This is a genomic window from Psychroserpens algicola, from assembly GCF_014526325.1.
GTDB lineage: Bacteria > Bacteroidota > Bacteroidia > Flavobacteriales > Flavobacteriaceae > Psychroserpens > Psychroserpens algicola.
Genome location: NZ_JACNMJ010000001.1, coordinates 513,843 through 540,299 on the forward strand (window position 1 = coordinate 513,843; position 26,457 = coordinate 540,299).

Sequence of the window (26,457 nt, forward strand, 5' to 3'; positions counted from 1 at the left end):
AAAAATTTCAATCCAGAATTGTAATACGACTAAACGCTATCTAATAGCGTAAGTATATCGTCCACAATATTTTGGCCTTTATCCTTATTATACCACACTTGTAAGTCTTCTTTAAATTCTGGCGTCAAAGCTCCATGTTTGGTTTTATACGCATTAACCAGTTGTGTCGCTTTACTTGGTCTTGGCCCGAAAGTATTAAGAACCTCACCTGAGTTATTATCAATCATGATTAACTTTGCAATAGCGCGTCCGCCATTAGTTAAAAATTGATCCATTAACGCTTCGTTTTCATCTCTAAAAACTAATTTCAGGTCGATATTTTCAGAAAGTTCAGCAAGTTTATTAAGCACCGGAATCACATGAGCTGCATCACCACACCAACTCTCAGTAATAACTAACCAGGTTACTTTTCGGTTAAAACGGGCTACCTTTTCTTTTGTCTCTTCGGAAATTTTAACCGTTTTATCCCAGCGTCTCATGCGTCGGTCATTAAGCATCGTATAGTTGACTAAAGCTTCGGTTTTATCTTGTCCGGAAGTTGATTCTTCTGCTACTAACTGTGTCACTAATTCACGATATTCCTGGTAAGAAATCGCTTTTTTTAAGCTTTCGTTTATAATGTCTTTTACGGATATAGTTGTCAATGTATTCATCTTATTTAGGTTTGCAATTTAAATGATTCTATTCGTGTACAACATGATTTAAATCATCTATTTTATATTATTTAATAGTTTCTCAGACGAACTATTGTGTAAAAACTTACTATTTTTAAAGTTCTATCAACAATAGGATGACTTATGGAAAAACATAAATGCGGTTGGTGCTTAGGCGATGACTTATACGAAGCATATCATGATAAAGAATGGGGTGTTCCTGTTCGTGACGATGATACGTTATTCGAGTTTTTAATTTTAGAAACCTTTCAAGCGGGTTTAAGTTGGATTACGGTTTTAAAAAAACGTGAAAATTTTAGAACAGCATTTGATCATTTTGACTATAAAAAAATTGCTCAATACGACCAGAAAAAAGTAGATCGTTTACTCCAAAATGAAGGAATTATCAGAAATAAATTAAAAGTCAACGCCACTATTACTAATGCACAGGCTTTTATGAAAGTACAAGAAGAGTTTGGATCCTTCTCAAAATATATTTGGGACTTTGTCGATGGAAAACCTATCAAAAATAAACTTAAAGATTATAAAAATGCGCCTGCTAATACACCTCTAAGTGATGCGATTAGTAAAGATTTAAAAAAACGCGGTTTTAAATTTGTGGGTTCTACAGTCATTTATGCGCACATGCAAGCTACAGGAATGGTAAATGACCATGAAGTTAATTGTTTTAGATATGATGAAGTTTAGACTTGTTTTAATAATCTGCATATGGTTTTCTTGTTTTAACCTGGAGGCTCAAACTAAAAACGAAAAGGAATCCAGAATACAACTCAGTCATTTTCCTGAGCAGGCTCAGTCGGTTTTAAATACGCTTACAACACAAGCAAAACGCATTCGCTATTACAAGGAAACTGATGGCAACAAATTGAGTTTTGAAAGTAAATTTAAGTACAAAGGTCATTGGCATAGTGTCGAATTTAGCAACTTAGGCGCTCTAGAAGATATTGAAGTTTTAGTAAAGGAAAAACAATTAGCAAAATCTGTTAAAACTGCCGTCAGATCCTATTTAAAAACGAATGCTACTAAATATGATATTATTAAAATTCAGGAGCAATATGTGTATTCGGGCAATCATAGTGGAGTTGCATTTTTAAACTCAATTTTAGAGAACAGAAAAACATTATCATCAAACTATGAGATTATTGTTGCAATGAAATCTCAAAAATCATGGAAACTGAAAGAACTTACATTTGATGAACATGGGGCTTTTATAAACGCTCGTAATTTACAACAAGACAGCTATGAATATATCATGTACTAGACTTCTAGTCGTGCTGTTTGTATTTGTATCCATCAGCACTAAAGCACAAGATCACACTGAAGTTTTTCACGAACACGAGTTTAATTTTAGACATAGTTTTAGTCAAAAGTACAGCGCTAATTTTGGATTGAGTTCTCGTGCTTATGTATATACTAATGAAGATGTTTTATATAACTTACGACAGGTGCAAATTAGTCATTTTTCAACTTTAAAATTAGACTTAAAGCACAGTATCGCTTTAGGTTTGATGTACAGAAATCGAGATGCCTTTGAAAACTCAAATAATGAAATTAGAGTAACTCAGCAATTTAATAGAAAATCTTTATTTAAAACCTTGCGAGTTGGTCATCGATTACGAAGTGAACAACGTTTTTATGACAGCTTTACGGCGTTTCGGTTTCGGTACCGTTTAGCACTTGATATTCCATTACAAGGTTTAAAACTTGATGTTGGTGAAACCTATTTTGTAGTTACTAACGAAGGTTTACTAACCAGTTCAAAAGTTCATAAACCTGAACTAGAATATCGAATTTCGCCTTCGATAGGCATTTTACTATCGGAAGCTTTAAATATAGAATTTGGAGTCGAACTTCGATTAGACCAATTAAATATTAATACCGAAGACTCTCTGTTTTTTAATACGTCTGTTGATATTAAAATTTAATCCAAGTAACTCAAAAACTCATTTCTTGGGATTTCTTCAGCGCCTAAACTTTCGAGATGATTGGTGTAAACCTGACAATCAAATAGCTTGTAATTTGTGTTTTGAACAAAAGTAATTAAAGCAGCTTTGCTGGCATTACTAACCAGACTGAACATACTTTCTCCACAAAACACACCATTATTGACATCGACACCATACAAGCCACCAACCAATTCATTGTTAAGCCACACTTCTACAGATGTTGCAAGGCCTAACTCATGTAACCTTATATATGCCGATTTCATATGTTTAGTAATCCAAGTCCCTTTTTGACCATCGCGTTTTACAGAAGAACAATGTTCAATAACAGCTTTAAAATCTTTATTTACTGTAATTTCAAAGTCACTGTTTCTCAGAATTTGTGTCATGCTTTTAGAAACTTTGAGCTGATTTGGAAACAAAACAAACCGTGGATCTGGTGACCACCAAACAATGGGCTCATCATCATCAAACCATGGGAAAATACCACTTTTATAAGCTAATACTAAACGTTCGGGAGACAAATCACCACCAATAGCTAAAATACCCTCTTTTGAAGCTAAGTGTACTGGAGGAAACTCGATATGTCTATTGAGTAAGTGCATTTACATCAAATGATTGGGATTCAAAAACGTATGTTAAATCTAAGTATTAACTTTGAAAATCTTCTAATTTTCTCCATATTTGAGATGACCTTTGTGAATTAAATTTTGTTCATCATTGCTTTTTTTGAGTTTGTTTGTAAAGGTCAAACCTAAAACCACAATACTAAGTCCCAAAGAAATTTGGGACTTTTTTAATCAAAAAAACCTCAATAAAAATTGAGGTTTTTTTGATTTTAAATATGATTTAGAACGGCAGATCGTCGTGATCTTCTTCGTTTAAATTAGTTGCAGGTTCAAAGGCTTGAGCTGGTGCAGCAGGTGGAACATTTCCAGCTTCAGGTTGAGCTGCTTCAATTCTCCAGCCTTGTACAGAGTTGAAATATTTTGTTTCCCCTTGAGGGTTAACCCATTCTCTACCTCTTAAATTGATATTTACTTTAACAGCTTGACCTACTTGGTAACTGTTTAATAAATCGGTTTTATCTTGAACAAATTCAACCAAAATATGTTGTGGATATTGTTCTTCTGTAGTTACTACCAATTCTCTCTTTCTAAACCCATTACTTCCAAACGTTTGAGTTTCTCCAATCATTTTGATTTTTCCTTGTACTTCCATTTTTGTATGACTTAAATTTAATTTTTATACTGTTTTTGATTACGATAGTAACAATTTCCATGCACTATCAACATCACCATAACTCAAATAGTTTCTGGCAATTTTATGTTTCTCATGATGCGCCATATCCTTGATATTAGGATAACGCTCACTTACATTACTTATAAATTCATCAATCTCATCTTGCTCAGGCAAAGCTTCAACATTACCCAACATTCCTAAATCGTTACCAGTTAATACCATACTGTTTTTTACGACATTGGGCATATTATCGACACCAATACCTAAAGTTGATAACGGTTTCGGAATTTCAAAAAACCCCTTTTTGGCTCTATTGTAATAATTCCCTCCAGCTCTAGCTACTAAATCCAGTTTTTCTTGTACAATAAGGTTTTTATCATCAAGAACATCATCTGATATATGCAATTTTACCACCTCACAAATAACAAGGTTTCCCGCACCTCCTTCTGTTCCCAGATGTATAATATCATTGACTTTACACTCCAATTGAACAGGTGATTCTGCAACTCTAAAAGGCTGAACTACATCAGACTCTAACATGGTTAATCCCGCTTTTTCAAACTCGTTAACACCTTTATCATACTCTGTACTACTTAACGACATTTGTTGTACAATATCATAGTTAACCACATTAATCACCACTTCTTTAGTTGCTTCTACATTTTCTAATGTATGCTTTGTTGTGTTATTTCTAACGCGTCGTGCAGGAGAAAATATGAGAATTGGCGGGTTGGCACTAAAAACATTAAAAAAACTAAAAGGTGACAAATTAGGATTGCCATTAACATCTACAGTGCTCGCAAATGCAATAGGCCTAGGAGCCACAGCACTTAATAAGTAACCATGTAATCGTCCTGTTGTAAGATCTTTTGGATTAAAAGATGCCATCTTTTTTGTTTTCTGTTAATTGTAACGGTTTCAAGATAATGAAATGCAAATGTAACTATATTGCACATGCTATAAAAATGAATTCACCCTCTGACTAGACAATATTATTAACATAAATCGTTTATATTTAAAAATCAAAAAAATAAGTTAATGGCATTATCCATAAACCGCAATATGACACGATGGATTATCATCGTAGCTTCTTTTATCATTATCTCACTTATTCTTTGGAATACCTATGTGTTTTTTCAGAATTTTAAAAATGAAGAACGTAGCAAAATGGAGATTTGGTCATTTGCGCAAAGAGACTATTTTCAAGCCATTCAAGATGCCGATTTAAATGGAAATGATGATGTGTTTGCCGATTTAGATTTAGCTCTGGAAATCCTTAACAATAACAATACAACTCCGATGATTCTTATCAATGCCGATTCGACAGTTGAGAATTATAGAAACATCATTAACAAAACTGAAGTTGATTCAATCCATAACATCAAAGAGGAGACCTATGTCAAAGAAAATCTTAAAGCGCTTATTTTGAAATATGGCAAGGAAAATGAGCCCATTAAAATTGAAAATAACAAACAAACCCTTTACTACGGAAATTCGCTACTATTAAACAAACTTAAATATTATCCCTTAGCCTTATTGCTAATCATACTTCTATTTGCAGCTGTTGCCTATTTTTTCTACAAGAGTGCAAAAACAGCCGATCAAAATAAACTCTGGACAGGTATGGCTAAAGAAACTGCACATCAAATTGGAACACCTCTATCGTCTTTAGTAGGATGGACTGAAATTTTAAGAAATGAACAAGTCAATCCGGAGTACTTAAAAGAAATCGAAAAGGACATCACCAGACTTCAAACTATTACAGACCGATTTAGTAAAATTGGCTCTATGCCTACATTGGATAAAATGGATGTCGTTAAAGAAACTTTAGATTCATATGAATACCTCAAAGCGCGATCTTCAAAATTAATTGATTTTGAAATTTCAGTACCACAAGAACATTTGTATGTCAACCTCAACAATCAATTATACAGCTGGACAATAGAAAATCTAGTAAAAAATGCTATTGATGCAATGAAGGGAAAAGGAACTTTAAAATTAGCGATTACCAACGATGATAAGTATGTGAAAATTTCTATTCAAGATACAGGAAAAGGGATTTCTAAGCAAAATTTTAATTCGGTATTTCAACCTGGATACACCACAAAAAAGCGTGGTTGGGGATTAGGATTGTCTCTGGCTAAACGAATTATTGAAGATTACCATAATGGAAAAATAAAAGTACTTCAATCTGAAATTGGAAAAGGTACAACCATGCAAATTTCATTGAAATTATTATCTTAGTTGCTGGTTATGAATGAAAAACAATACTTTACACTAAAAGAAGTTCAGCTCAATAACAACTGTCCTGAATGTTATTCTAACGACGGTTTAGAGTTGACATTCAAACAACGTTTTATTGAAAATAAATTCTACAAATCGATTACACAAGAAACCATTCATGACATGCATTGTAAAACGTGTAATACAGATATTTTTCCTGTGCGATGGACCAATGATATTGAGCAGGTTGTTGCCTATCAAGAACGTGCTGTGGTACCAAAACCAAAATCCTTAAAACTAAAACAACTGGCTTGGGTTGTCATTATTGCTGATGCCTTGTTGTTTATTGTAGTGTTGTTATTTATTACAGGCATCTTAAAATTTTAATTACAAAAACGACGCTATCTTACTGGCAATCATTTCAAACGCTTTAGAATCTAAATGTGTTTTGCTTATAAAACGAGCATCTTCCATAGAGTTTAACGGAATTAAATGCACATGTGCATGAGGGACTTCTAAACCAATAACTGTTAACCCAACTCGTTTACAAGGGATTGCTTTTTCTATAGCAATAGCAACTTGTCGCGAAAACTCCATAAGACCATGATAGGTCACTTCGTCAAGATCAAATAGTTTATCTACTTCTTTCTTCGGAATACAAAGTGTGTGGCCTTTCGCATTAGGATTAATGTCTAAGAACGCTAGATAATCTTCTGTTTCAGCTACCTTATAACACGGAATGTCGCCATTTATTATTTTTGTAAAGATGGATGCCATGGCTATTAATTTTAGAGTATATGTAAATATAAAAAGATTCCTCATTAGGAGGAATCTTTTGACTATATATTAACAAGTTTGGGAGTTATCTTGAGATTTCCAAGACATCAAACTTCATGACACCATTTGGCACTTGCACTTCAGCAACTTCACCAACCGACTTTCCTAAAAGTCCTTTTCCGATAGGAGAATTAACCGATATTTTTCCTGATGCTAAATCGGCTTCACCATCAGCAACCAAAGTATAAGTCATCTCCATACCATTGGTTTGGTTTTTAATTTTCACTTTAGATAATACCAACGCTTTTGATGTATCCATTTGAGACTCATCAATCACACGAGCACCAGCTAATGTTTCCTCTAATTTAGAAATTTTCATTTCTAACATACCTTGAGCTTCTTTAGCAGCGTCATATTCGGCATTTTCACTCAAATCACCTTTATCTCTTGCCTCAGCTATTGCTTGCGACGCTCTTGGGCGTTCTATATCTTTAAGTTGCTTTAACTCGTCTCTTAATTTTTTTAATCCTTCCGCAGTATAATAAGATACTTTACTCATAATTCAATCGTTTACTTAATGTATGCTTAATCACTATATTCAAAATATCCCGAAACAAGTTCGGGACTAAAGAAAAAATCTCGCTGTCACGAGATTAGTAATACAAAGATACAAAATATTTAATTCAACATTTAAAATATTGTAAATTGCGGCTCTAAATGAGCACTTAACAAATTAAAATATGCGATTCGTTATCCCAAAAATTCAACACCTAAAAAAAGCACTACTAATGCTGCCTATTTTCTTTTTAACTAATTGTGGCAGTGATGATAACATAAACAATTGCAATTTTTTATTTAATGTTGGTGTGAATGCTACACTGAATTTAAATCTACCCGAATACAGTCAACTCCTCTTTACCAGTAATTCGGTTTACGTTCCTAATCAAGGAAATGCTGGAATTTATGTAACTAATGTTGGTAATGATAATTACCGAGCTTGGGATGCTGCAGATCCAAACCATGCACCTTCATCATGTTCGCTTTTACAAATAGATGGTGCTAATGTGACTTGTGGTTGTGCCGATCAAAATGAATATAGTCTCTTCACCGGACAATCGTTGGGCGATCAGTTACAATGCGGACTTAAAGAATATCGCGTTACCCTTTCGGGTGCAAATTTGGTTATTAGCAATTAAAAATGTAGCGTTAAGCCTATAAAAAAACTCCCAATAGATACTATTAGGAGCTTTTGTTTTATAATGAGTTGTTCTTCGGAAATTTTAAAACTTTAAAGTCACTCCCACTAAAAAGTTAGTTGTAGCTTGCGGATAAAATCCTGCGAAATATCCAGTTGAAATTCCAGTAGGACTATCACTATCTTCAAAATCGAATGACCCGAAATAGCCATTAGACACATACTTTTCATTAAAGATATTATTGACTAATCCAGAAAAAATAACTGATTTAAAAATGGATTTTGGTTGCCACTCATAGGTGATATTGAAATCGTTAATAAAATAGCTTTCTAGTTTTGAATCTGGGTTTTCAGTATTACCCATAAACTGCTCACCGACATATTTACTCAATAATGACATTTGAAAGCCTTCTCTTGGTTGAAATACTAATGCATTGGCTGCAATAAATTCTGGAGAAAATGAAATATCAGTTTTACCTAAATCAAGTAATTCACCATTAACAGATTCGAAAGTTTCCTTGTTTTTGTTTGAGCTAATTGTAAAATTAGGTTGTACTGAGAATTTATCAGTCAAAGCCACAGCAGCATCAACTTCTAATCCTAAACGGTAACTATCGCCACTATTTGCTCTTACAGGATCTCCAGTAGTATCAATTTGACCCGTTAACACTAGTTGCTCATTGTATAACATATAATAGCCATTAACATTCAATCTGAATTTCTGTGTGTTATGTCTCCATCCCAATTCAAAATCATTAAGCTGCTCCGGTTTTACAGTCGCATTATTTTCAAAATCACTTCGGTTAGGCTCACGATTTGCTCTGGCATATGAAAAATACAAACTGTTATTTGAATTGACTTTATAGGTAATTCCTGCTTTCGGATTAAAGAAACTGTAATTTTCATCAACATTAAACGGAAGCCTGTCTGAAGTCAGTCCAGATGTTTCATATCCAACAAGTCGCAATTGTAAATCGCCATACAAACTCACTTTATCATTGATTCTATACGTCGCTTTTGTAAACAAACTCCAATCTGATTTTTTTCCGTTACCTTCATAATAACGATCTCTAATTTCGCTATCGCTGGCAAATTCGGCCCAAATGATTTCCCCAAAATGATCGCCATCATAAATACTGTAGGAGGTTCCGAAAAAGAGATTGACCTCATTATTTTTATAGTTAGCACTTGCGTTTATTACATAAAAGTCATTATCCAGCCAACGACGTCTAATCAAATCGGTAGTACTCACAGTTTCATCGCCAATCTCGATAGGTGTTAAATCATAATCGGCAAAGTCTTCATCTTCTTTATATTGTTCAAAATACCCTCTTCCGTAGGTATAATTCAAACCTAAATTAGTAGACCATCGGTTATTGTAACGTTGATTCCAATGTAACTGATAATGGTCTTGATTGTAATTGTCAACCTCATTATCGTAGAACTGAGGATTTCCGTCGGCATCCGTGTAAGCACCAGACGGATTAAAAGTTCGGTTGTCTTCTAAAGTTTCAGCATCAATACCATTCCAGGCCTGATAAGTCACTTCTTTTCCACCAAATGTTATGGCTTTAATTAAGGTATTGTCATCTACATAAGACCCTTGTAAAAAGTAGGATTTTAAATCGGTTTCAGCTCTATCAATATATCCATCTGAAGTAATATTTGATAAGCGACCCGCAATTTCAATATGGTCATTTATTAAACCTGTACTAAATTTTACCGTATGTTTTCTGGTATTATAACTTCCGAAGGCATTAGAAATTTCGCCATTAGATTCTGAAGAAACAGCATCAGTGAGTACATTGATACTAGCACCAAATGCTCCCGAACCATTGGTTGACGTCCCAACACCTCGTTGCAATTGTAAACTTTCAACTGAGGACGCAAAATCACCTAAGTTCACCCAAAAGGTACCTAACGATTCGGCATCATTATACGGAATTCCATTAATAGTTACATTGGTCGACTGCGCATTAATCCCACGAACTCTAATACCTGTATACCCAACTCCTGCTCCAGCGTCGGTTGTGGTCACCACAGATGGTAAGTAGTTTAAAAGCACCGGAATATCTTGCCCTAAATTACGTTTGGCCAACTCTTTTTTACTAACATTAGAGTGTGTGATTGGTGATGTCGCGTTTACTCTAACCGCTTTTACTAAAACCTCATCTAATGTTTCAGTCTTGGTAGAGTCTTGCTGTTTTTCATTGTTTTGTGCCAGGGCACTTACGGATAGCACAAAAAGTGCTACAAAAAGAAATGTGTTTTTCATTACGATTATACGTCATAATCGAATAAAAAGAGGTCATTATTCTTTGTTAATAATTAAAATTATGAACATTAATATAAATGTGATTAGAAAAATGCTTTAGCATTTTTTTGCACTCACTAAAAATGTCTACTGGACATTTTATTAACGTTCGCTTGCTTCCTAAACAGCATTACCTGTTCTAGGTTCAATGGGTATGATCTCAGCCGAAAATAGGCACCCCTTTTTTGAGAACGCTGCAAAGATAATTCAGAATTATCATTTGATCATCAAGAATTGCTGAATTTTTTTTAATCAATTTCAGGAGGTTTTCTGTTGGCTTTTTTTTCAGAAGTTCTACGCTTATTTGCTAGCCGTTTCTTAATTACTGCCTTAGGAGTTTTTGTTGGGATACGTTCTTTATCTTCTATCAAATTGGTTTTGAGTAATTCTAAAAACCGCTGTATAATAATGGCTTTATTTCTAAATTGACTTCGACTTTCACCACATTGCATTATTAGAACATGTTCCTTTGTTAATCTGGATTGTAAATTAGTTTTTAGGCGTTCTATTTGAGCTTCACTAAGCGCTAAAGAATTGTGCAAATCAAAACTTAGCTCTACTTTAGATGCCGTTTTATTGACGTGTTGCCCTCCTGCTCCTGAGCTTCTGATTGCTTTAAAGGTCAATTCATTTTTTATGGCATGCTCATCAAACATTAGTACTTAATTTGATGAGGCGCTTTAAGCAAATCATTGACCGTTTTAACCGGGTTAAAAGTAATTAAGGGCACTTCTACAAAAATGGTATTCCAATTAGCCATGCTACCATTCCATAACCCAGGAAGTTCTAATGCTTTGAGATCTTTTCCTGTTTTAGTTTTCATGGTGATGAATGCTGCTTTGGCATCTATGAACTTCTTTAAATCGAATTTTTCACCTTTGTAATTTTTAATTCCGCAAACCAAATCTACAGGATTAAAATGTGTAGCGCCTTTTAAAATATCTTTTTGTTGCTTGCTTTTTTTATTGATTTGGGCAGACTCTACGATTTGTAGAGAGGTATTTCCGCTTTCATCTTTTATCCAAAATGGGCCTCCACCAGGTTCGCCTTCATTTTTTACCATCCCACAAACACGGATTGGTCGATTTAGTTTTTCAGCTAAATATTCAATTTGATATTTAAGAGAATATTTTTCAAATTCTGAACTTATCCTCACATTCATTCTATTCACTAAAAACTCTGCAATTTCAATGAGTTCATTTTCAGAAAGATTGCCTTTATCAAGCCGGTTAAGATATATAAAAGCCTGCTCCTGAACTTTAATTAAAATTCCTGCAAGTACTTTTTTATACTTTGCTACATCGGCTTTGTATTTATACGTGACTACATTGTCGATGTTCTTAATGAAAATAATATCAGCATCAAGATCATTTAAGTTTTCAATAAGGGCACCATGACCTGATGGTCTAAACAATAAAGTGCCATCATCGTTTCTAAACGGTTTATTTTTAGGTGTAACAGCTATAGTATCTGTCGATTCTTTTTGATAAGAAAATGAAATATCAAACTTTGAACCTGTTTTTTCTTCTACCTTTTTTTCAATACGTTTAAATTCTTCGTCGAATTTATGATTGTGTTTTTCTGAAATCGTAAAGTGCAGTTTTGTAGCATCTTCATTAGATGAATACAAAGCAGACTCATACAAATGTTCACCAAAAGCGGTTGAAATTTCTTGGTTTTTATAAGTATGAAAAGGCAATAACCCTTTTGGGAAATTCCCATAATCGAGCTTATCAGCATCCAACATCATTTGAATGAACTTTAAGCGTTGTTCATTAATAGATAATGCATCAAAATCTGGATATGCTTGTTGAAGTCGTTCCTGTACAATATGGTAAAACGGAAACTTATCTAAACCAATAAAAAACAAGGACAAGTCTTTGCTTTTATGTCTATTGATATAAGAATTGATACTTTCTTTGTTAAGATCATATTCATCTAAAAACTGAAATAAAAACTTAAACATTCGTGTCGCTGCTCCAGAAGCTGGGACAAATTTCAAGATACAAACCGAATCTTTTTTGGCTTCAAAGCTGGAAATAAAGTCTTCTATTTGAGCCTTAGACAATCTTAAAATTCCTTGATCTATTGTTGCTTCAGATACCAGATTTGCATAAGGGATACCATCTTCAAAAAGTTTAATTTGTTGTTCAACTTGTTTTACAGTTAAGCCTTTGCGTTCTATGTGATTTATGTCTTCTTTCGAAAAGTTCAATGCGTATGGTTTATAAGTTTTTCTATATGATCTTTACATGTATTTAATCGTTCTTTGAAGTCGCCTTTTACCAGTACATATGGTTTTTTAGTAGCAACTAATGCTTGTTCAAACTGATTAAACAATTCTAATCTGTTATTGGGTTGATCTCGAATACCATCGGCTTCCCAAACTGTGTCAATATAAGTTAAAAAATACAAATCGTAAGTATTTTCTTGGGCATATTTTTTGACTTCTTGCGGACAATATCCATCGTAATAAAATTGAGAATACACTTGAGTTTCTAACAAATCGGTATCGCAAATCAAAAGGGTATTGGCGAAATGAAGTTGTTTGTTTTCCAAATGCATTTGTCCGATAGCAATTGGGAGCACATCATCTTTGGTTATTGACAGGTTGTTTTTTGCCTTAGCTTCGGCATAACTACGTGAAAACTCCTCAACATATACAGTGTTATAATAGGTAGCCAGTTCTTGAGCAAGTGTTGATTTTCCAGTAGATTCTGGGCCATACAACACTACTTTTATACAGTTTGGGTTTGTATCTGTGATTTGTTTAAGCTTTTCTTCCATGCTAAATAGCCAAAAATGGCAATAAATGTAAATCCTAAATATTGAAAACTAGTGAATGTAAATCCTTTATAAAAATAAAGTGGTACTGAAATTATATCTCCAATTATCCAGAATATCCAATTTTCTAATTTGCGTCTGGCCATGAGCCACATTCCAACAAAAAATATCGCAGTTGTAATGGTATCAACATAAGCAACCCAACTGGTCCATTTATCAAAGGCTTGATATACTATATATACAAATGCTAATGTCGCTATAAAAATTACTACACTTATTTGTTTTTCTTTTGACGTTGTTCTGGATATTGGTGTAACGTGTGTATCATGTACTTTTCTTGTCCATATGTACCAGCCATAAACACTCATGATAAAATAATAAACATTTATCATCATGTCTCCTAATAATTCCCATTTAACAAGTAAATACACAAATATAGCTGTACTTATCATACCTGTCGGAAACACCCAAATTTTATTTTGTTTGGAGGACCACACAGACAAAAAGCCAAATATTACAGCCGTTATTTCTAAAACAATATCAGTATTAGAATAGGTATTATATTGCCCAAAGAGAAACTCAAAAATGTGGTTCATAATCGTAGCGATCAGATTTAACGATTTTCATATGAAGCAATCCATTTTCAATAAGTTCAAAAGCCTCTTTAATTTCGACAGTCAACAGAGTCATGACCTCATCATAGGGGCCATAAACCTGAGTGCTCAAAGGGTTTTCAAGTACTTTTAAATGAGATGCACGAAGCTGTTTAATAAAATGAATAATGGCAGGCTCGTAATCGTCATGTAATGGAGTTAATGTAAGTTCTACAGATATGTTCATAATATTTTCCGTAAAAACGGGAGTCTTTTTATTGTTAATTTCATACTAGAATTTTAAGGCATCAAAGAAGTGTTCATCTTCTTCAAAAGCGGTTCCTATAACCACTAAATCTGCTCCAGCTTTATAGGCTGCATCTAATTGTTTTTTCGTTTTAATACCACCTCCAACAATTAAAGGGATATCTAATTCTTGTTTTACAAAACTAATAATTTCTAGTGGCACAGGGCTTAATGCTCCACTTCCAGCTTCTAGATATATGAGTCGCATCCCAAGTAGTTCACCTGCCTTAGCCGTATGAGCTATGCGCTGGAGATTCTCTCTAGGTAAAGGTTTAGTTTTAGTGACCTTTTCCACGGAAGTTTCCTTACCGTTTTCAATCAAAATATAACCTGTTGGAATAATTTCTAAGTCTGAATCTTTAAGTTTAGAAACTGCTTCAACATGTTTTCCGATAAGGTAATCAGGATTATGGCCTGAAATTAAAGACAAAAATAGTAAAGCATCAGCTTGATGCGTTATTTGGCTAACATCACCAGGAAACAAAACAATAGGTAATTCTGTATATGACTTAATTTCATTTACTAAAATTTCCGTAGCATATTCATCAACGGTACTTCCGCCTACAAAAATATGAGTCGCTACAGATTGATTTATTTTCTCAACAAAAACAGCAGCCTTTTTAATATCCATTTTATCAGGATCTATCAAAACAGCCAATAAGGTTTTACCTTCAGAAATTGCGCCTAATATGTTATTATAAACTGCTTTCATTTTAAGTGATAACATAAGCACATGTAAATCCTTCAAACTCTAAAAAATGCGTATTGTATCTGTATTTTTTATTATTATAATCAATCCATGCTATTGTTTCACCATCTTCTAACATAAACGGAATCACTAAAAAATGCTCTCTAAATAACATGCCTGGTGTCGCAAATAACTTGTATAGTGATTCTTTAATTCCCCAGATAACAGTAAGCTTTTTTATGTAATCTGCATCGCTTTTATTTAGATAATTAAATTCATAGTCTACAAACTTTTTAGCTATAATAGCTATTTTATCACGTTGCTTTTCGATATCTATACCAACTTCGGCATCGCTAATAATAACTCCAGAAAAGATAAACGAATGTGTAATCGATATATGTTTACCATCCTTTAAATGAGGTTTACCATTAGCATCATAAAACAAATCCTGATCTGTGTATCCAAAATCGCGTAAAAGATGCCTCACACTTAAAAAACCACGCTGATGTAATTCGCTTTTCATTCCCAAAACGCGCTCTAAGCTATTTGGTTTTAAATTTAAAGGCTGAAGTAAATCGTCGTACGACTCTGTAATCTTCCAGATTTTAACAGTAGTTTGTGAGTTTACTTGGATAGTTTTATAAAGTGGCATTTAATTATCTGAAACTTAATGGTTATCTTTGCAGCGCCTTAGGCGAATTAACATATTTAGACAGGCGAATTTAACCAATTTTAAAGTCTAAAGCCAAAGGTAAACCATATAAATAAGAAAGAATAAAATAGACAAATGGATAAAACTATGACTTACGTACCTTACAAAGTAAAAGATATGTCTCTTGCTGCTTGGGGAAGAAAAGAAATCGAGCTGGCTGAAGCCGAAATGCCAGGACTTATGAGTCTTCGTGAAGAATACAAAGATTCTCAACCACTCAAAGGAGCTCGTATTGCAGGATGTTTGCATATGACCATTCAAACTGCGGTTTTAATTGAAACCTTAATTGCTCTTGGCGCTGAAGTTACTTGGAGTTCTTGTAACATTTTTTCAACTCAGGATCAAGCTGCCGCTGCAATTGCAGATGCTGGAATTGCTGTATATGCCTGGAAAGGCATGAACGAAGAAGAATTTGATTGGTGTATCGAACAAACTTTATTCTTTGGAGAAGATCGCAAACCATTAAACATGATTTTAGATGATGGTGGAGATTTAACCAACATGGTTTTAGACAAATACCCTGAACTAGCTGAAGGCATTAATGGTTTATCTGAAGAAACTACTACTGGAGTTCACAGATTGTATGAGCGTGTAAAGAACGGCACATTGCCAATGCCAGCAATTAACGTTAATGACTCGGTTACAAAATCAAAGTTTGATAATAAGTATGGCTGTAAAGAGAGTGCTGTTGATGCCATTCGTCGTGCAACAGATATTATGTTGGCAGGAAAACGTGTGACTGTTTGTGGTTATGGTGATGTTGGTAAAGGTACTGCTGCTTCGTTTAAAGGTGCAGGAAGTATTGTGACGGTTACTGAAATCGATCCAATTTGTGCACTACAGGCTGCTATGGATGGTTTTGAAGTGAAAAAATTAGAAACTGTTGTTGGTAATTCTGATATAGTTATCACTACTACAGGTAACAAAGATATTGTACAAGCGCGTCATTTCGAAGCGTTAAAAGATAAAGCTATCGTTTGTAATATTGGACATTTTGACAACGAAATTGATATGGCTTGGTTAAATAATAATCATGGTCATACTAAAAATACAATCAAACCTCAAGTTGATAAATATACTGTAAATGGTAAAGATATTATTATTCTAGCTGAAGGTCGTTTGGTTAATCTAGGTTGTGCAACAGGTCACCCAAGTTTTGTAATGAGTAACTCGTTCACAAACCAGACCTTAGCACAAATTGAGCTGTGGAACAATGCTGATGCCTACAAAAACGACGTATATATGCTACCTAAGCATTTAGATGAAAAAGTTGCAAAATTACACTTAGAAAAAATTGGTGTTGAACTAACCGAATTACGTGATGACCAAGCGTCATACATTGGTGTTTCTAAAGAAGGTCCTTTTAAACCTGAGCATTACAGATACTAATCATTGCTTTGAAAAAGAAATTTAGTAATCAAAGAATCCCAAACATTTACGTTTGGGATTTTTTTATTTCTAAGTAAAAAAGTTCTTAACTTCACACAAATAAAGTTTATGAGCTTAAAAAAGTTAAATTACACCTTAGATAGTTTAGAGGCAAACATTGAAAATCATCGTGTTTTAAATCCAAAAATATCAAAAGCAGATGTTGCCTGGCATTTGGATCACAGCCTCAAAGTCATCAATAGTGTGATTGCTGCTATGCAAAACTCAGATCATACTACATACAAGAACAATTTTAGTTTCTTAGGAAAAGTGTTCTTCACTCTTGGGTTTTTCCCCAGAGGAAAAGCCAAAGCTCCAAAACATGTAAAACCTCCAGAAATAATTCTTAAAGACGATCTTATCTCGCAAACCAAATTAGCAAAAGCCAATATTGAAACAATTGCTGGTTTAGACAAGAATGCCTATTTCAAGCATCCATTATTTGGAAATGTAAATACGTCGAGAGTATACCGGTTTTTATGGTTACACTCAAAACATCATTTAAAGATTATCGATGAGATATTAAATGCAAAGTGAAGCGGTATTTAATGTGATGGCACCTGTAATCGGTCATTAAAAATCCACTTTTTGACTAAGCTAGAATTGGTTGATATTTCAGCAAACACATAAATATTCGAAACAAAACAAGCTGATGTTTCGGCTAACTCCATGACAACTTTATTATCGCAATAACTCGAATGTAAAAAGTAAAGCTCTTTATCCTTTATAAGCACATAACCAACATGATTATCAAGGCCGACAAAATAAATTCCATCCTGATAAACCGAATTTAGTTTTTGTTTTAAAGACTCAAATGTTTGGTTTCTATAAATTTTAAGTTCAGAATTTGATTGTAGCATCCTAGCCTCAATCAATCCTGCTTGTTGAGCCATTTTGTAACGATTAAGATTAAAACCCAAATGCTTTAGCGTCGTCGACACAAAATAGCCACAGGCTATTTCTCCTTCATTTGGACTATTGGTGTGACCATTAAAATCCCATTGGGTATTATACCAATGTGGAACAATCTCGTTTAACAATTTAGAATATAAATATTTTGAAGCCGTATCAATTGCTTTGGTCGATTGGGTTTGATATAAACGGCTAAAATAGGCTCGATCGACAATGATCTTATCAATATTAGCTTTATAATCGCCTGTAGGTTTAAAGTTTATATTAAGTTGTAATGAATCTAATTCTGGCGCTTTAATGTCAAGCAAGACCTGAGAGGTTTCATCAGTTTTTTGAGTAATAACTACTTGTTTATCAGCGCTCATCTGACATGACATTACTAATACTAGAACTAAATATAAAAAAGATTTGATTGCCTTAAAAGATTGATTATAGTACTACAACTCTTTTTTATTATAATTATTATCATAGTATATTTACATATGCAACTTACACCAAAACTGACCAATATAGACACCTCGATTTTTACAGTCATGAGTGCTCTGGCTCATAAGCATAAGGCAATTAATTTATCTCAAGGTTTTCCTAATTTTAAAAGTGACCAAAAGCTTATTGATGCCGTTTCAAAAGCAATGCATTCTGGATATAACCAATATGCACCTATGGCAGGAAATTTAGATTTACGCAATGCCATTTCTAAAAAATTTGAGTTGCTGTACCAAACAACTTATCATCCCGAAACAGAGATTACAGTAACTGCTGGAGCTACACAAGCTATTTTTACTATCATTTCTACTTTTGTAAAACCAGATGATGAAGTCATTATTTTTAAGCCTGCTTATGATTGTTACGAACCTGCAATAAAACTCAATGGTGGCAAACCTATTTCTGTAGCGTTATTAGCACCAGAATACTCTATAGACTGGAATCATGTTGAGCAGTGTATTACTTCGAAAACAAAAATGATCATTATCAATACGCCTCATAATCCGAGTGGAACTGTGATGCATAAAACTGATATGCTTAAACTTCAGGAGTTAACTGACGGAACAGATATAATTATTTTAAGTGATGAAGTGTATGAGCATATCATTTTTGATGAAAACCTACACCAAAGTGCGTGTTTGTTTTCAAATTTAAAAGCACGTAGTTTTATTACTGCTTCCTTTGGAAAAACATTTCACAATACGGGATGGAAAGTCGGTTATTGCTGTGCACCAAAAGCACTTATGGAGGCCTTTCGAGCTGTGCACCAATTTAATGTGTTTTCGGTACATCATCCCACGCAAAAAGGACTGGCCGACTATTTAGATGAACCCAATCATTACCTAGAATTATCTCAATTTTACCAAAAGAAACGCGATACGTTTTTAAACCTTATTAAAGATTCGAGGTTTTCATATACACCATCAAAAGGCACCTATTTTCAAGTGTTAAACTTTTCTGATATTACTTCAAAAAACGATATAGATTTTGCTACATATTTAACTACAGAAAAAGGTATTGCTTCCATTCCAATGTCGGTTTTTAATGACCACAATCGCGATGATAAAATGCTGCGTTTTTGTTTTGCAAAAACGGATGAGACCTTAAAAGCCGCTGCTGACATTTTGAACAAAATTTAACTTAAATTTAAGTGACCTATACACTACTTTTGTGTCTTAATTATAACTTTTAAAAACACATTTAATGAAATATATAATAATCATAATAGTGATGGCTTTCAGTGTCACAATGAATGCCCAACAAGTTGAAAAAGACGGAAAAACCTATGAGGTAAAAAAAGATAAAATTTTTCTTAATGGAGAAGACGTCACTGAAACTCTAAATTTAGAGGAAAGGGCAGCTATTTTAAAACAGGCAGCTACGATTTCGGAAAAAATGAAAATGAAAGAAAAAGCTGAAAAAGAAGCCGAAAAACTAGAAAAAGACAAGAAAAAAGCTGAAAAAGCTCAGAAAAAAGCTGAAAAAGAAGCTAAACGCGCAGAAAAGGCTTTGAAGAAAAAGCAAAAGGCGCAGGATAAGTTCGAAAAAGCGAATAAGAAGCTAAAAGATGCCGAAAAAAAATATGAAAAGCTAAAACGCAAAGGCAAACTTTCTCCAAATGATGAACTTAAATGGTTGGATAAACTTGAAGGTTTAAGAGAGGATGTCGCCAAAGCAAAAAAAAAGATGTAAATTGCTTTCTTCTAAGACAAAAATCTATTTCAGTCTAAATTTTAAATTCTGAAATAGATTTTTTTTTGCTTAAAATTTGTAATTTTAGTTCATGTATGACATATTAAAAATAGCATTAGTACAGTCTAATTTAGTTTGGGAAAATCCAGAACAAAACCGAATTAATTTTCGAAATACAATTGAAGCTATAACTGACCCAGTAGATCTTATTATACTTCCTGAGATGTTTACATCGGGATTCACAATGAATGCCGATCCGGTTGCCGAAAATATGACTGGAAAAACCATCATTTGGTTACAACAATTAGCTCAACTTAAACAAGCCGCAATAACCGGAAGCCTTATTATTAAAGAAGATCACAAGTATTACAATCGGTTATTGTTTGTACATCCTGATGGTACTATCGATCACTATAACAAACGTCACACTTTTACATTGGCTGGTGAACATAAGGTTTATGAGTCTGGTGCACAACATAAAATAATCACATATAAAGGCTGGAAACTAAAACCATTGGTATGTTATGATTTACGCTTTCCGGTATGGTCGCGAAACACTGAAGAATATGATGTCTTATTTTATGTTGCTAACTGGCCTAAAATCCGCATTGCAGCCTGGGATACTTTATTAAAAGCACGAGCTATTGAAAACATGAGCTATTGTGTTGGAGTAAATCGTGTAGGTTTAGATGGAAATGGTTATGAGTACTCCGGACATTCTGCTGCTTATGATGCTTTAGGCGAGCGTTTAGACACTATTCCTGAGGCTAAAGAAGCTATTGACATCATCACACTCGATAAAGAGCACCTATCAACATATAGAACTAAACTAGGCTTTTTAAAGGATAGAGATACCTTTACTCTAAAATAAATTCAATAATTGGATCCCAATTGGCTCTGGCATCGATAAGTTCGGGATAATGACTAATGCGTTCAGGCTGTTGTTGTTTGAGGTAATTTCCAGAATCCCATTTTTGATTACCATTAGTATCAAAAACAACTCGTAAAAAGTATTTTCCAGGGTTTAAATTTCTAAAATCAAACAACTGTTCTTCTGATGCAAACTGCTCGTAAACAACCTCTTCCTTTTCATTAGTTAATTGAACAATAACGGGATAAGTGACATTCCTTAAGGTTATTCTCATATTAGAATAATCGGCATAGGTTTTTGTACGTGCAGCAAAATTAAGAGTATCATTTACATTTCCGAAGAAATCCTCTATAGCACCTGGCAACATGGTAATGTTATAGTTGTTAGATTGCATTTTTTCAAACCTAATTTGTACTTTATTTTCTAAGGGTTGGTAACTGGATTCGAAAGGAACAATCACCGAATCTCTATCCATAACAGTAATACGGTTTTTGTTTAATTTTTGAATTGGAATCGTTGTTGTGTACTCAAAATCTTCGCTAAAACCCAGGGTTCCCGACGACAAAGATTGCACAACCAAGGTATCTTTATCAATTTGCCTAAAGCGATGGTTAACGGTATCTATATATGTTTTATTTCGGATAACAAACTTTGCAGAATCGAGTTCCATTTTAGGCTTATACCAGTAAAATAACGTATCAGAACTCGGGTCTTTAGTAATTCTATTTTCAAAGCCTTCAGGTTGGTCTCCCAGCATTTCTATCTCCATAGATTTATGGTCTCCTTCATAACCGAAAGCAATCTTTTGTCCTGCAACTTGTTTTGGTCTTTTGGCGTCAAAATTTAATGCTTCCTTAAATACTTTTATAGTATATAACGAATCGGTTGGTGCAGTAATAAATCCTTCATAAAACCCTATTTTATCATTGTTTTGCTGAAAGGTATAATTTCCGTTTTCCTCTTTTAGAGCTATTAACTTATAAGTTCCGGGTTTAATATTATCGATACTGAATGTTGTTATACTATCTAAGGTATTTGTAATGTATTTAGGTTTTTGTTTATAGACAGTTGAATCTGTATAGGTTGAATCTTGCTCATATAGCATAACCGAGACAAAAGTGTCAGGTTTTCTTTTTTCAGCATCAATAATTAGTCCTTTAACAGACAAAGAATCAATATAGTCACCTGTTGAAAACACATATTTAAAGTAGTCGTATGGGTTTTCTTCATTGTTATCTACAATACTCTGGCCAAAATTAAAAGCATAAGTAGTATTATCTTCTAAAGTATCGTTAATAATAATCTTGATGTATTTACTTGCCGTACTTAATGGCGTCACAGTAGGCTCTGTGCTCATCGGAGGTGATACTATAAGTTGCTTTTGAAGGTTTTTAATTTTGACATATTCATCAAAATAAATTCGTATTTCTTTACCCTTGAAATTTGTTGAGTAATTTTTAGGTGTAGATCGTATAATTTTAGGCGCATCTACATCTTTTGGTCCTCCAGAAGGTGTTCCCCTATTGGCACAACTCGCTAACATAGCGATGATGGTAAATAGGATAAATCCTTTTAAAACATTTTTATGCATTCCCGTGTGAAATTTCAACAAATTAACAACAAACCACTTTATCCGCAAAACAATTAACGTCGTTTTAATCTGTAATTGCCATTGTTGCTAAGCTCAATTTAAGACCTTCAATCTTTAGTAAGCAATTGGCACAATCTTCAATGGTAGCTCCAGTTGTAATAATGTCATCAACCAGTAACACGTGTTTGTTTTTTAATGCAGTGTCATTTACAATTTTGAAATTTGTGGTCTTTTGTGCATTTCGTTTCAAACGATCTTTAAAAACTTGGGTTTTAGTGTTTTTGGTTTTCACTAAAACTGAAGTATTAAAATCGGCATTTAAGGCATTGGCCAGAGCTTTTCCAAACCAATCGACCTGATTATAACCTCTGGATTTTAATTTTGTTTTGTGAAGTGGTACAGGAACAACAACATCAATAGTTTTATAAGCTTCAATAACTTTTAATTCTTCTCCAAGCCAGTCGCCCAAAACTTTTCCTATTTCTTGCTGACCTCTGTATTTTAGGTTATGCATTAATTGTTGAACAATTCCTTTTTTAGAAAAATGGAGTAAAGCAGTTGCCTGATTTAATTTTACTCTTCCATAGAGCATTTTATGAACTGCATTGTCTGTATCACTATGAAAATTTGTTAGCGGTAATTCATGTCTGCATGACGTACAAATTTGCTGCTCGTTGTCGGACAAATGTGTACTACAAGCACTGCAATTTTGTGGAAAAAACAAGTTTAACAAGTTTTTTATCATTTCAACGAATAAAATTAAGTTTCTATAACATATTATCTAGTTTCGCAAGATAAAATAACGATATTAATAATGATAGTTAACCCTCAATCATTTAACTACAGATTAATTATTGGTTCTTTAATAGTAGCGGTCGCAATTTTAACTGTTTACAGTTTTACGAGTTATAAATCCATTGTAGCGCACCAGCAATTTATAGAACAGGAAAAGAAGCTAGTTGAAAGTGAATTGTCCCAAATAATCACACGCTATGATGACGTTTCAATTTCAAATGATCTGATTTCTTCGCAGCTAGAAGATGCTAAAAGAGATACTAAATTAGCTTTAGATTCTCTTAGAATGCTTCGTAGTGACCTGTCTGTAATTTCAAAATTCAAAGCTCAGCTCTTTAATCTAAAACTTAAAAATAAGGCTTTATTCAAAACCATAGATTCATTAGACGAGGTTAATCAGGATTTAGAGCAAGAAAAACTGCTCGCTTATAACGAATTAAAAAAACAAAAGCGTGAGAATTTTTCTCTTTTAAAAGAAAACAAAAATCTGGAAAAGAGTCTCGAAAAAGGAGCGCTTCTTACTGCCAATTCATTTAAAGCTAAAGGATATGAAAAATTCTTTGGAGCCAAGCGTTCAAGTAATAAAGCAAAACGTGTTCAGAGTATAGAAGTTTGCTTTACACTTGCCGAAAATGCTTTAACTGAAGCTGGCGAAAAAGAAATTTACGTTCAAATACTCAATCCGAAAAATAATGTTGTAGCCGATAAAGGTGCAATCAATTTTGGGAATTCTTCACTGATTTATAGTGCTAAAGAATTAATCAACTATGACAATAAAGTTAAAGAAGTTTGTCTAGATATTGATGCCGACATTGACGAACAACCTCTGGTGAACGGCACCTACTATATTTCTATTTTTCATAAAGACAGAAAACTAGGAAGTACCGAAGTGAAACTTAAATAAATAACAAGACATAAATAATTAAAAAACCGCTCTGTTAATTGGAGCGGTTTTTTATTTTTGCACTATGGCAAACGAAGATCAATTTAAGAAAGTAATCTCTCACGCAAAAGAGTACGGTTACGTGTTCCAAAGTAGTGAAATCTACGATGGATTAAGTGCAGTCTATGACTATGCTCAAAATGGAGCAGAATTAAAGAAAAACATACGCGACTACTGGTGGAAAGCCATGGTACAGATGAATGACAATATTGTAGGTATTGATGCGGCTATTTTTATGCATCCTACAACATGGAAAGCTTCTGGCCACGTCGATGCATTCAACGATCCTTTAATTGACAACAAAGATTCTAAAAAGCGCTATCGTGCTGATGTTTTAGTTGAAGATTATTGTGCTAAAATTGAAAACAAAATTGAAAAAGAAGTCAAAAAAGCTGAAAAACGCTTTGGAGATGCTTTTAATAAAGATGAATTCATATCTACCAACGGAAGAGTTTTAGGCTATCAGGAAAAAATTGACAGCATCTTAAAACGTTTAGGACAATCTTTAGAAAAAGAAGATTTAGCCGATGTAAAAGCACTCATTGAAGAGTTAGAAATTGCCGATCCTATGACAGGTTCAAGAAACTGGACAGACGTTAAGCAATTTAACCTCATGTTTGGAACTAAACTTGGAGCTAGTGCCGAAAGCGCTATGGATTTGTATTTGCGTCCTGAAACAGCTCAAGGTATTTTTGTTAATTTTTTAAACGTTCAAAAAACGGGACGTATGAAAATTCCTTTTGGAATTGCTCAAACCGGAAAAGCTTTTAGAAATGAGATTGTTGCCAGACAGTTTATTTTTAGAATGCGAGAGTTTGAACAAATGGAAATGCAATTCTTTATCAAGCCAGGAACTCAAAAAGAATGGTTTGACCATTGGAAAGAAACACGAATGAAATGGCATTTATCACTCGGAATGGGTAATGATAATTACCGTTTTCATGACCATGAAAAATTGGCGCATTACGCTGATGCTGCAACAGATATTGAATTCAAATTTCCATTCGGATTTAAAGAATTAGAAGGGATACATTCACGTACCGATTTTGATTTAAAGCAGCATGAAGAATACTCTGGTAAAAAACTTCAGTACTTCGACCACGAAGATAATGCCAGCTACACGCCTTATGTTTTAGAAACGTCTATTGGTTTAGACCGTATGTTTTTAGCGGTATTTTCTAATGCTTTAGAAGATGAAACATTAGATGATGGAAGCGTGAGGACTGTTTTAAAACTGCCAGCAGTATTAGCACCGACAAAAGCGGCTGTGTTACCATTGGTTAAAAAAGATGGATTACCTGAAATAGCGAAATCTATTATTGAAGATTTAAAATGGGATTTTAATGTAACTTACGATGAAAAGGACGCTGTAGGAAGACGTTACAGACGCCAAGATGCCAACGGAACACCTTTTTGTATCACAGTAGACCACGACACCTTAGAAGACAATACTGTTACCATTCGCCATCGAGACACCATGGAACAGCAGCGCATTAACATTGCAGACTTACGGGACATCATTAAAAAAGAGGTTGATGTAAAGCATTGGCTTCAAAAAATGAAGTAAGAGTTCTTTTTTGATCAAACTTACAGAATAAAAAAACGCGCAAATAGTTATTTGCGCGTTTTTTCATAGTAATTAAAAGTAAAATCGTTAAAAACGATAACCAACTGTAATTCCTAATTTCCCTACAAAATCAATACCTGATTCGTTAGCATTAAACAAATTACGGCCTACACCAAGACTTAGTTCGCCAACAAATCCATTATTAGTTACCCACTTGCCTCCTAATCCGATACCTAAAGCAAAGTCTGTAATATTATCCTCTTCTACACTTAGAATATCGCCTTGATTGTCAAAATAGGTAATTCTGTTTCCTTCTACATTATTTAACATTCCGAAACCTTCTAAAAAGAATCCTGCAGCGTATTTCTCACCAAAATACAATCTATAATATGGTGAAATATAATAGTTAAGATCCGTATCCAGATCATTATCATAAACAACAAAACCATTGATTCCTATGGCTGATTCTTCATTTAAAAGGTATTCATACGTACCTTCAAATGCGCCAACAATTAATGATAAGGCATTTAGTTTTACTTCACTTTTAGGAAAGTCTACATCCTGATCTGCAATATCTTCATCTTGAGCAAATAATGGTATGGTAAATAAAAAGACGAAAGCACATAAAATAGATTTTTTCATAGTTATAAATAGTTAAGATTAATTAGCATATTGTAGCAACAATTATACCATTAAAGATGGTAAAAGCATCTAAAGGTTG

Annotated in this window: 31 protein-coding genes; 13 read left to right on the plus strand and 18 right to left on the minus strand. The window is 33.7% G+C overall.

The annotated features are described in order from the left end of the window. Nucleotides 1–29: 29 nt before the first annotated feature. Nucleotides 30–653, minus strand: coding sequence for a thioredoxin family protein (locus tag H7350_RS02060; protein ID WP_204344207.1), 624 nt, complete (start codon nucleotides 651–653; stop codon nucleotides 30–32). 144 nt (nucleotides 654–797) lie between these two features. Here H7350_RS02060 and H7350_RS02065 point away from each other — a divergent pair, with 144 nt between their 5' ends. The 3 genes from H7350_RS02065 to H7350_RS02075 are packed head-to-tail and all read left to right on the plus strand — an operon-like array spanning nucleotide 798 to nucleotide 2,599. Beyond that, nucleotides 798–1,361, plus strand: a complete 564-nt coding sequence (locus H7350_RS02065; protein WP_204344208.1) for a DNA-3-methyladenine glycosylase I — start codon at nucleotides 798–800, stop codon at nucleotides 1,359–1,361. Beyond that, nucleotides 1,321–1,935, plus strand: a complete 615-nt coding sequence (locus tag H7350_RS02070; RefSeq protein ID WP_204344209.1) for a hypothetical protein — start codon at nucleotides 1,321–1,323, stop codon at nucleotides 1,933–1,935. The genes H7350_RS02065 and H7350_RS02070 overlap by 41 nt, the downstream gene beginning before the upstream one ends. Continuing rightward, a complete protein-coding gene (locus tag H7350_RS02075; protein WP_204344210.1) occupies nucleotides 1,916–2,599 on the plus strand; it encodes a DUF2490 domain-containing protein in 684 nt (227 codons plus the stop codon). Before H7350_RS02070 ends, H7350_RS02075 begins: the two co-directional genes overlap by 20 nt. On the opposite strand, the gene aat is transcribed toward H7350_RS02075, so the two are convergent. The 3 genes from aat to H7350_RS02090 all read right to left on the minus strand — a co-directional run bounded on the left by aat (nucleotide 2,596) and on the right by H7350_RS02090 (nucleotide 4,747). Further along, nucleotides 2,596–3,222: a leucyl/phenylalanyl-tRNA--protein transferase gene (gene aat / locus H7350_RS02080; protein ID WP_204344211.1), complete on the minus strand. Its 627-nt coding sequence runs from the start codon at nucleotides 3,220–3,222 to the stop codon at nucleotides 2,596–2,598. The two genes, H7350_RS02075 and aat, sit on opposite strands and share 4 nt — an antisense overlap. Nucleotides 3,223–3,466: 244 nt before the next feature. Then, nucleotides 3,467–3,838 (minus strand): DUF3127 domain-containing protein, encoded by a 372-nt coding sequence (locus tag H7350_RS02085; RefSeq protein ID WP_204344212.1) that lies wholly within the window; start codon nucleotides 3,836–3,838, stop codon nucleotides 3,467–3,469. 39 nt (nucleotides 3,839–3,877) lie between these two features. Further along, nucleotides 3,878–4,747, minus strand: coding sequence for a flavin reductase family protein (locus H7350_RS02090; protein ID WP_204344213.1), 870 nt, complete (start codon nucleotides 4,745–4,747; stop codon nucleotides 3,878–3,880). A gap of 150 nt (nucleotides 4,748–4,897) precedes the next feature. Here H7350_RS02090 and H7350_RS02095 point away from each other — a divergent pair, with 150 nt between their 5' ends. Together H7350_RS02095 and H7350_RS02100 are read left to right on the plus strand one after the other, a co-directional pair. Beyond that, nucleotides 4,898–6,103, plus strand: a complete 1,206-nt coding sequence (locus H7350_RS02095) for a sensor histidine kinase (RefSeq protein ID WP_204344214.1) — start codon at nucleotides 4,898–4,900, stop codon at nucleotides 6,101–6,103. A gap of 9 nt (nucleotides 6,104–6,112) precedes the next feature. Next, nucleotides 6,113–6,469 carry a hypothetical protein gene (locus H7350_RS02100; protein ID WP_204344215.1) on the plus strand — a complete coding sequence of 119 codons (357 nt, stop codon included), beginning with the start codon at nucleotides 6,113–6,115 and terminating at the stop codon, nucleotides 6,467–6,469. Here the strand turns inward: H7350_RS02100 and H7350_RS02105 are convergent, their stop codons facing one another. Beyond that, nucleotides 6,470–6,859: an HIT family protein gene (locus tag H7350_RS02105; protein WP_204344216.1), complete on the minus strand. Its 390-nt coding sequence runs from the start codon at nucleotides 6,857–6,859 to the stop codon at nucleotides 6,470–6,472. It abuts the gene before it with no gap. An 85-nt stretch (nucleotides 6,860–6,944) separates the two neighbouring features. Then, complete coding sequence (gene greA / locus H7350_RS02110; RefSeq protein WP_204344217.1) at nucleotides 6,945–7,418, minus strand: transcription elongation factor GreA; 474 nt, start codon at nucleotides 7,416–7,418, stop codon at nucleotides 6,945–6,947. 181 nt (nucleotides 7,419–7,599) lie between these two features. On the opposite strand from greA, the gene H7350_RS02115 reads away from it, so the two are divergent. Beyond that, entirely contained in the window at nucleotides 7,600–8,055 is a 456-nt protein-coding gene (locus tag H7350_RS02115; protein ID WP_235989243.1) for a Rieske (2Fe-2S) protein, read from the plus strand. An 84-nt stretch (nucleotides 8,056–8,139) separates the two neighbouring features. Here the strand turns inward: H7350_RS02115 and H7350_RS02120 are convergent, their stop codons facing one another. The 8 genes from H7350_RS02120 to H7350_RS02155 all read right to left on the minus strand — a co-directional run bounded on the left by H7350_RS02120 (nucleotide 8,140) and on the right by H7350_RS02155 (nucleotide 15,391). After that, a complete protein-coding gene (locus H7350_RS02120) occupies nucleotides 8,140–10,329 on the minus strand; it encodes a TonB-dependent receptor (RefSeq protein WP_204344218.1) in 2,190 nt (729 codons plus the stop codon). 287 nt (nucleotides 10,330–10,616) lie between these two features. Next, a complete protein-coding gene (gene arfB / locus H7350_RS02125; protein ID WP_204344219.1) occupies nucleotides 10,617–11,024 on the minus strand; it encodes an alternative ribosome rescue aminoacyl-tRNA hydrolase ArfB in 408 nt (135 codons plus the stop codon). After that, nucleotides 11,024–12,583 (minus strand): DUF4301 family protein, encoded by a 1,560-nt coding sequence (locus H7350_RS02130; protein ID WP_204344220.1) that lies wholly within the window; start codon nucleotides 12,581–12,583, stop codon nucleotides 11,024–11,026. The genes arfB and H7350_RS02130 overlap by 1 nt, the downstream gene beginning before the upstream one ends. Further along, on the minus strand, nucleotides 12,580–13,155 hold the full coding sequence (locus H7350_RS02135) for an AAA family ATPase (protein WP_204344221.1): 576 nt from the start codon (nucleotides 13,153–13,155) through the stop codon (nucleotides 12,580–12,582). Before H7350_RS02135 ends, H7350_RS02130 begins: the two co-directional genes overlap by 4 nt. Next, nucleotides 13,107–13,748: a nicotinamide riboside transporter PnuC gene (gene pnuC / locus H7350_RS02140; protein WP_204344222.1), complete on the minus strand. Its 642-nt coding sequence runs from the start codon at nucleotides 13,746–13,748 to the stop codon at nucleotides 13,107–13,109. The genes H7350_RS02135 and pnuC overlap by 49 nt, the downstream gene beginning before the upstream one ends. Beyond that, a complete protein-coding gene (locus H7350_RS02145) occupies nucleotides 13,732–13,992 on the minus strand; it encodes a hypothetical protein (RefSeq protein WP_204344223.1) in 261 nt (86 codons plus the stop codon). The genes pnuC and H7350_RS02145 overlap by 17 nt, the downstream gene beginning before the upstream one ends. Before the next feature lie 45 nt (nucleotides 13,993–14,037). After that, the gene (locus H7350_RS02150) at nucleotides 14,038–14,763 is read right to left on the minus strand and encodes a phosphoglycerol geranylgeranyltransferase (RefSeq protein WP_204344224.1); all 726 of its coding nucleotides are present in this window, start codon (nucleotides 14,761–14,763) and stop codon (nucleotides 14,038–14,040) included. 1 nt (nucleotide 14,764) lies between these two features. Further along, complete coding sequence (locus H7350_RS02155) at nucleotides 14,765–15,391, minus strand: 4'-phosphopantetheinyl transferase family protein (RefSeq protein WP_204344225.1); 627 nt, start codon at nucleotides 15,389–15,391, stop codon at nucleotides 14,765–14,767. A 135-nt stretch (nucleotides 15,392–15,526) separates the two neighbouring features. Between H7350_RS02155 and ahcY the strand changes: the two genes are divergently transcribed. Both ahcY and H7350_RS02165 read left to right on the plus strand, forming a co-directional pair. After that, nucleotides 15,527–16,840: an adenosylhomocysteinase gene (gene ahcY / locus H7350_RS02160; protein ID WP_204344226.1), complete on the plus strand. Its 1,314-nt coding sequence runs from the start codon at nucleotides 15,527–15,529 to the stop codon at nucleotides 16,838–16,840. 108 nt (nucleotides 16,841–16,948) lie between these two features. Beyond that, entirely contained in the window at nucleotides 16,949–17,416 is a 468-nt protein-coding gene (locus H7350_RS02165) for a DUF1569 domain-containing protein (protein WP_204344227.1), read from the plus strand. 8 nt (nucleotides 17,417–17,424) lie between these two features. On the opposite strand, the gene H7350_RS02170 is transcribed toward H7350_RS02165, so the two are convergent. Then, nucleotides 17,425–18,156 carry a hypothetical protein gene (locus tag H7350_RS02170; protein WP_204344228.1) on the minus strand — a complete coding sequence of 244 codons (732 nt, stop codon included), beginning with the start codon at nucleotides 18,154–18,156 and terminating at the stop codon, nucleotides 17,425–17,427. Nucleotides 18,157–18,273: 117 nt separating this feature from the next. Between H7350_RS02170 and H7350_RS02175 the strand changes: the two genes are divergently transcribed. The 3 genes from H7350_RS02175 (at nucleotide 18,274) to H7350_RS02185 (ending at nucleotide 20,840) form a co-directional block, all read left to right on the plus strand. Beyond that, the gene (locus H7350_RS02175; RefSeq protein WP_204344229.1) at nucleotides 18,274–19,416 is read left to right on the plus strand and encodes a methionine aminotransferase; all 1,143 of its coding nucleotides are present in this window, start codon (nucleotides 18,274–18,276) and stop codon (nucleotides 19,414–19,416) included. A gap of 64 nt (nucleotides 19,417–19,480) precedes the next feature. Beyond that, a complete protein-coding gene (locus tag H7350_RS02180; RefSeq protein ID WP_204344230.1) occupies nucleotides 19,481–19,969 on the plus strand; it encodes a hypothetical protein in 489 nt (162 codons plus the stop codon). Nucleotides 19,970–20,060: 91 nt separating this feature from the next. Further along, nucleotides 20,061–20,840 (plus strand): amidohydrolase, encoded by a 780-nt coding sequence (locus H7350_RS02185; protein ID WP_204344231.1) that lies wholly within the window; start codon nucleotides 20,061–20,063, stop codon nucleotides 20,838–20,840. Here the strand turns inward: H7350_RS02185 and H7350_RS02190 are convergent. Next, complete coding sequence (locus H7350_RS02190) at nucleotides 20,827–22,431, minus strand: Ig-like domain-containing domain (protein ID WP_204344232.1); 1,605 nt, start codon at nucleotides 22,429–22,431, stop codon at nucleotides 20,827–20,829. The genes H7350_RS02185 and H7350_RS02190 overlap by 14 nt on opposite strands. 64 nt (nucleotides 22,432–22,495) lie before the next feature. Then, nucleotides 22,496–23,155 carry a ComF family protein gene (locus H7350_RS02195; protein WP_338101622.1) on the minus strand — a complete coding sequence of 220 codons (660 nt, stop codon included), beginning with the start codon at nucleotides 23,153–23,155 and terminating at the stop codon, nucleotides 22,496–22,498. Between the two features lie 90 nt (nucleotides 23,156–23,245). Between H7350_RS02195 and H7350_RS02200 the strand changes: the two genes are divergently transcribed. Further along, nucleotides 23,246–24,130, plus strand: a complete 885-nt coding sequence (locus H7350_RS02200) for a hypothetical protein (RefSeq protein WP_204344234.1) — start codon at nucleotides 23,246–23,248, stop codon at nucleotides 24,128–24,130. Nucleotides 24,131–24,194: 64 nt separating this feature from the next. Beyond that, the gene (locus H7350_RS02205) at nucleotides 24,195–25,736 is read left to right on the plus strand and encodes a glycine--tRNA ligase (RefSeq protein WP_204344235.1); all 1,542 of its coding nucleotides are present in this window, start codon (nucleotides 24,195–24,197) and stop codon (nucleotides 25,734–25,736) included. 87 nt (nucleotides 25,737–25,823) lie between these two features. On the opposite strand, the gene H7350_RS02210 is transcribed toward H7350_RS02205, so the two are convergent. After that, on the minus strand, nucleotides 25,824–26,378 hold the full coding sequence (locus H7350_RS02210; RefSeq protein WP_204344236.1) for a DUF3575 domain-containing protein: 555 nt from the start codon (nucleotides 26,376–26,378) through the stop codon (nucleotides 25,824–25,826). Nucleotides 26,379–26,457 lie beyond the last annotated feature (79 nt).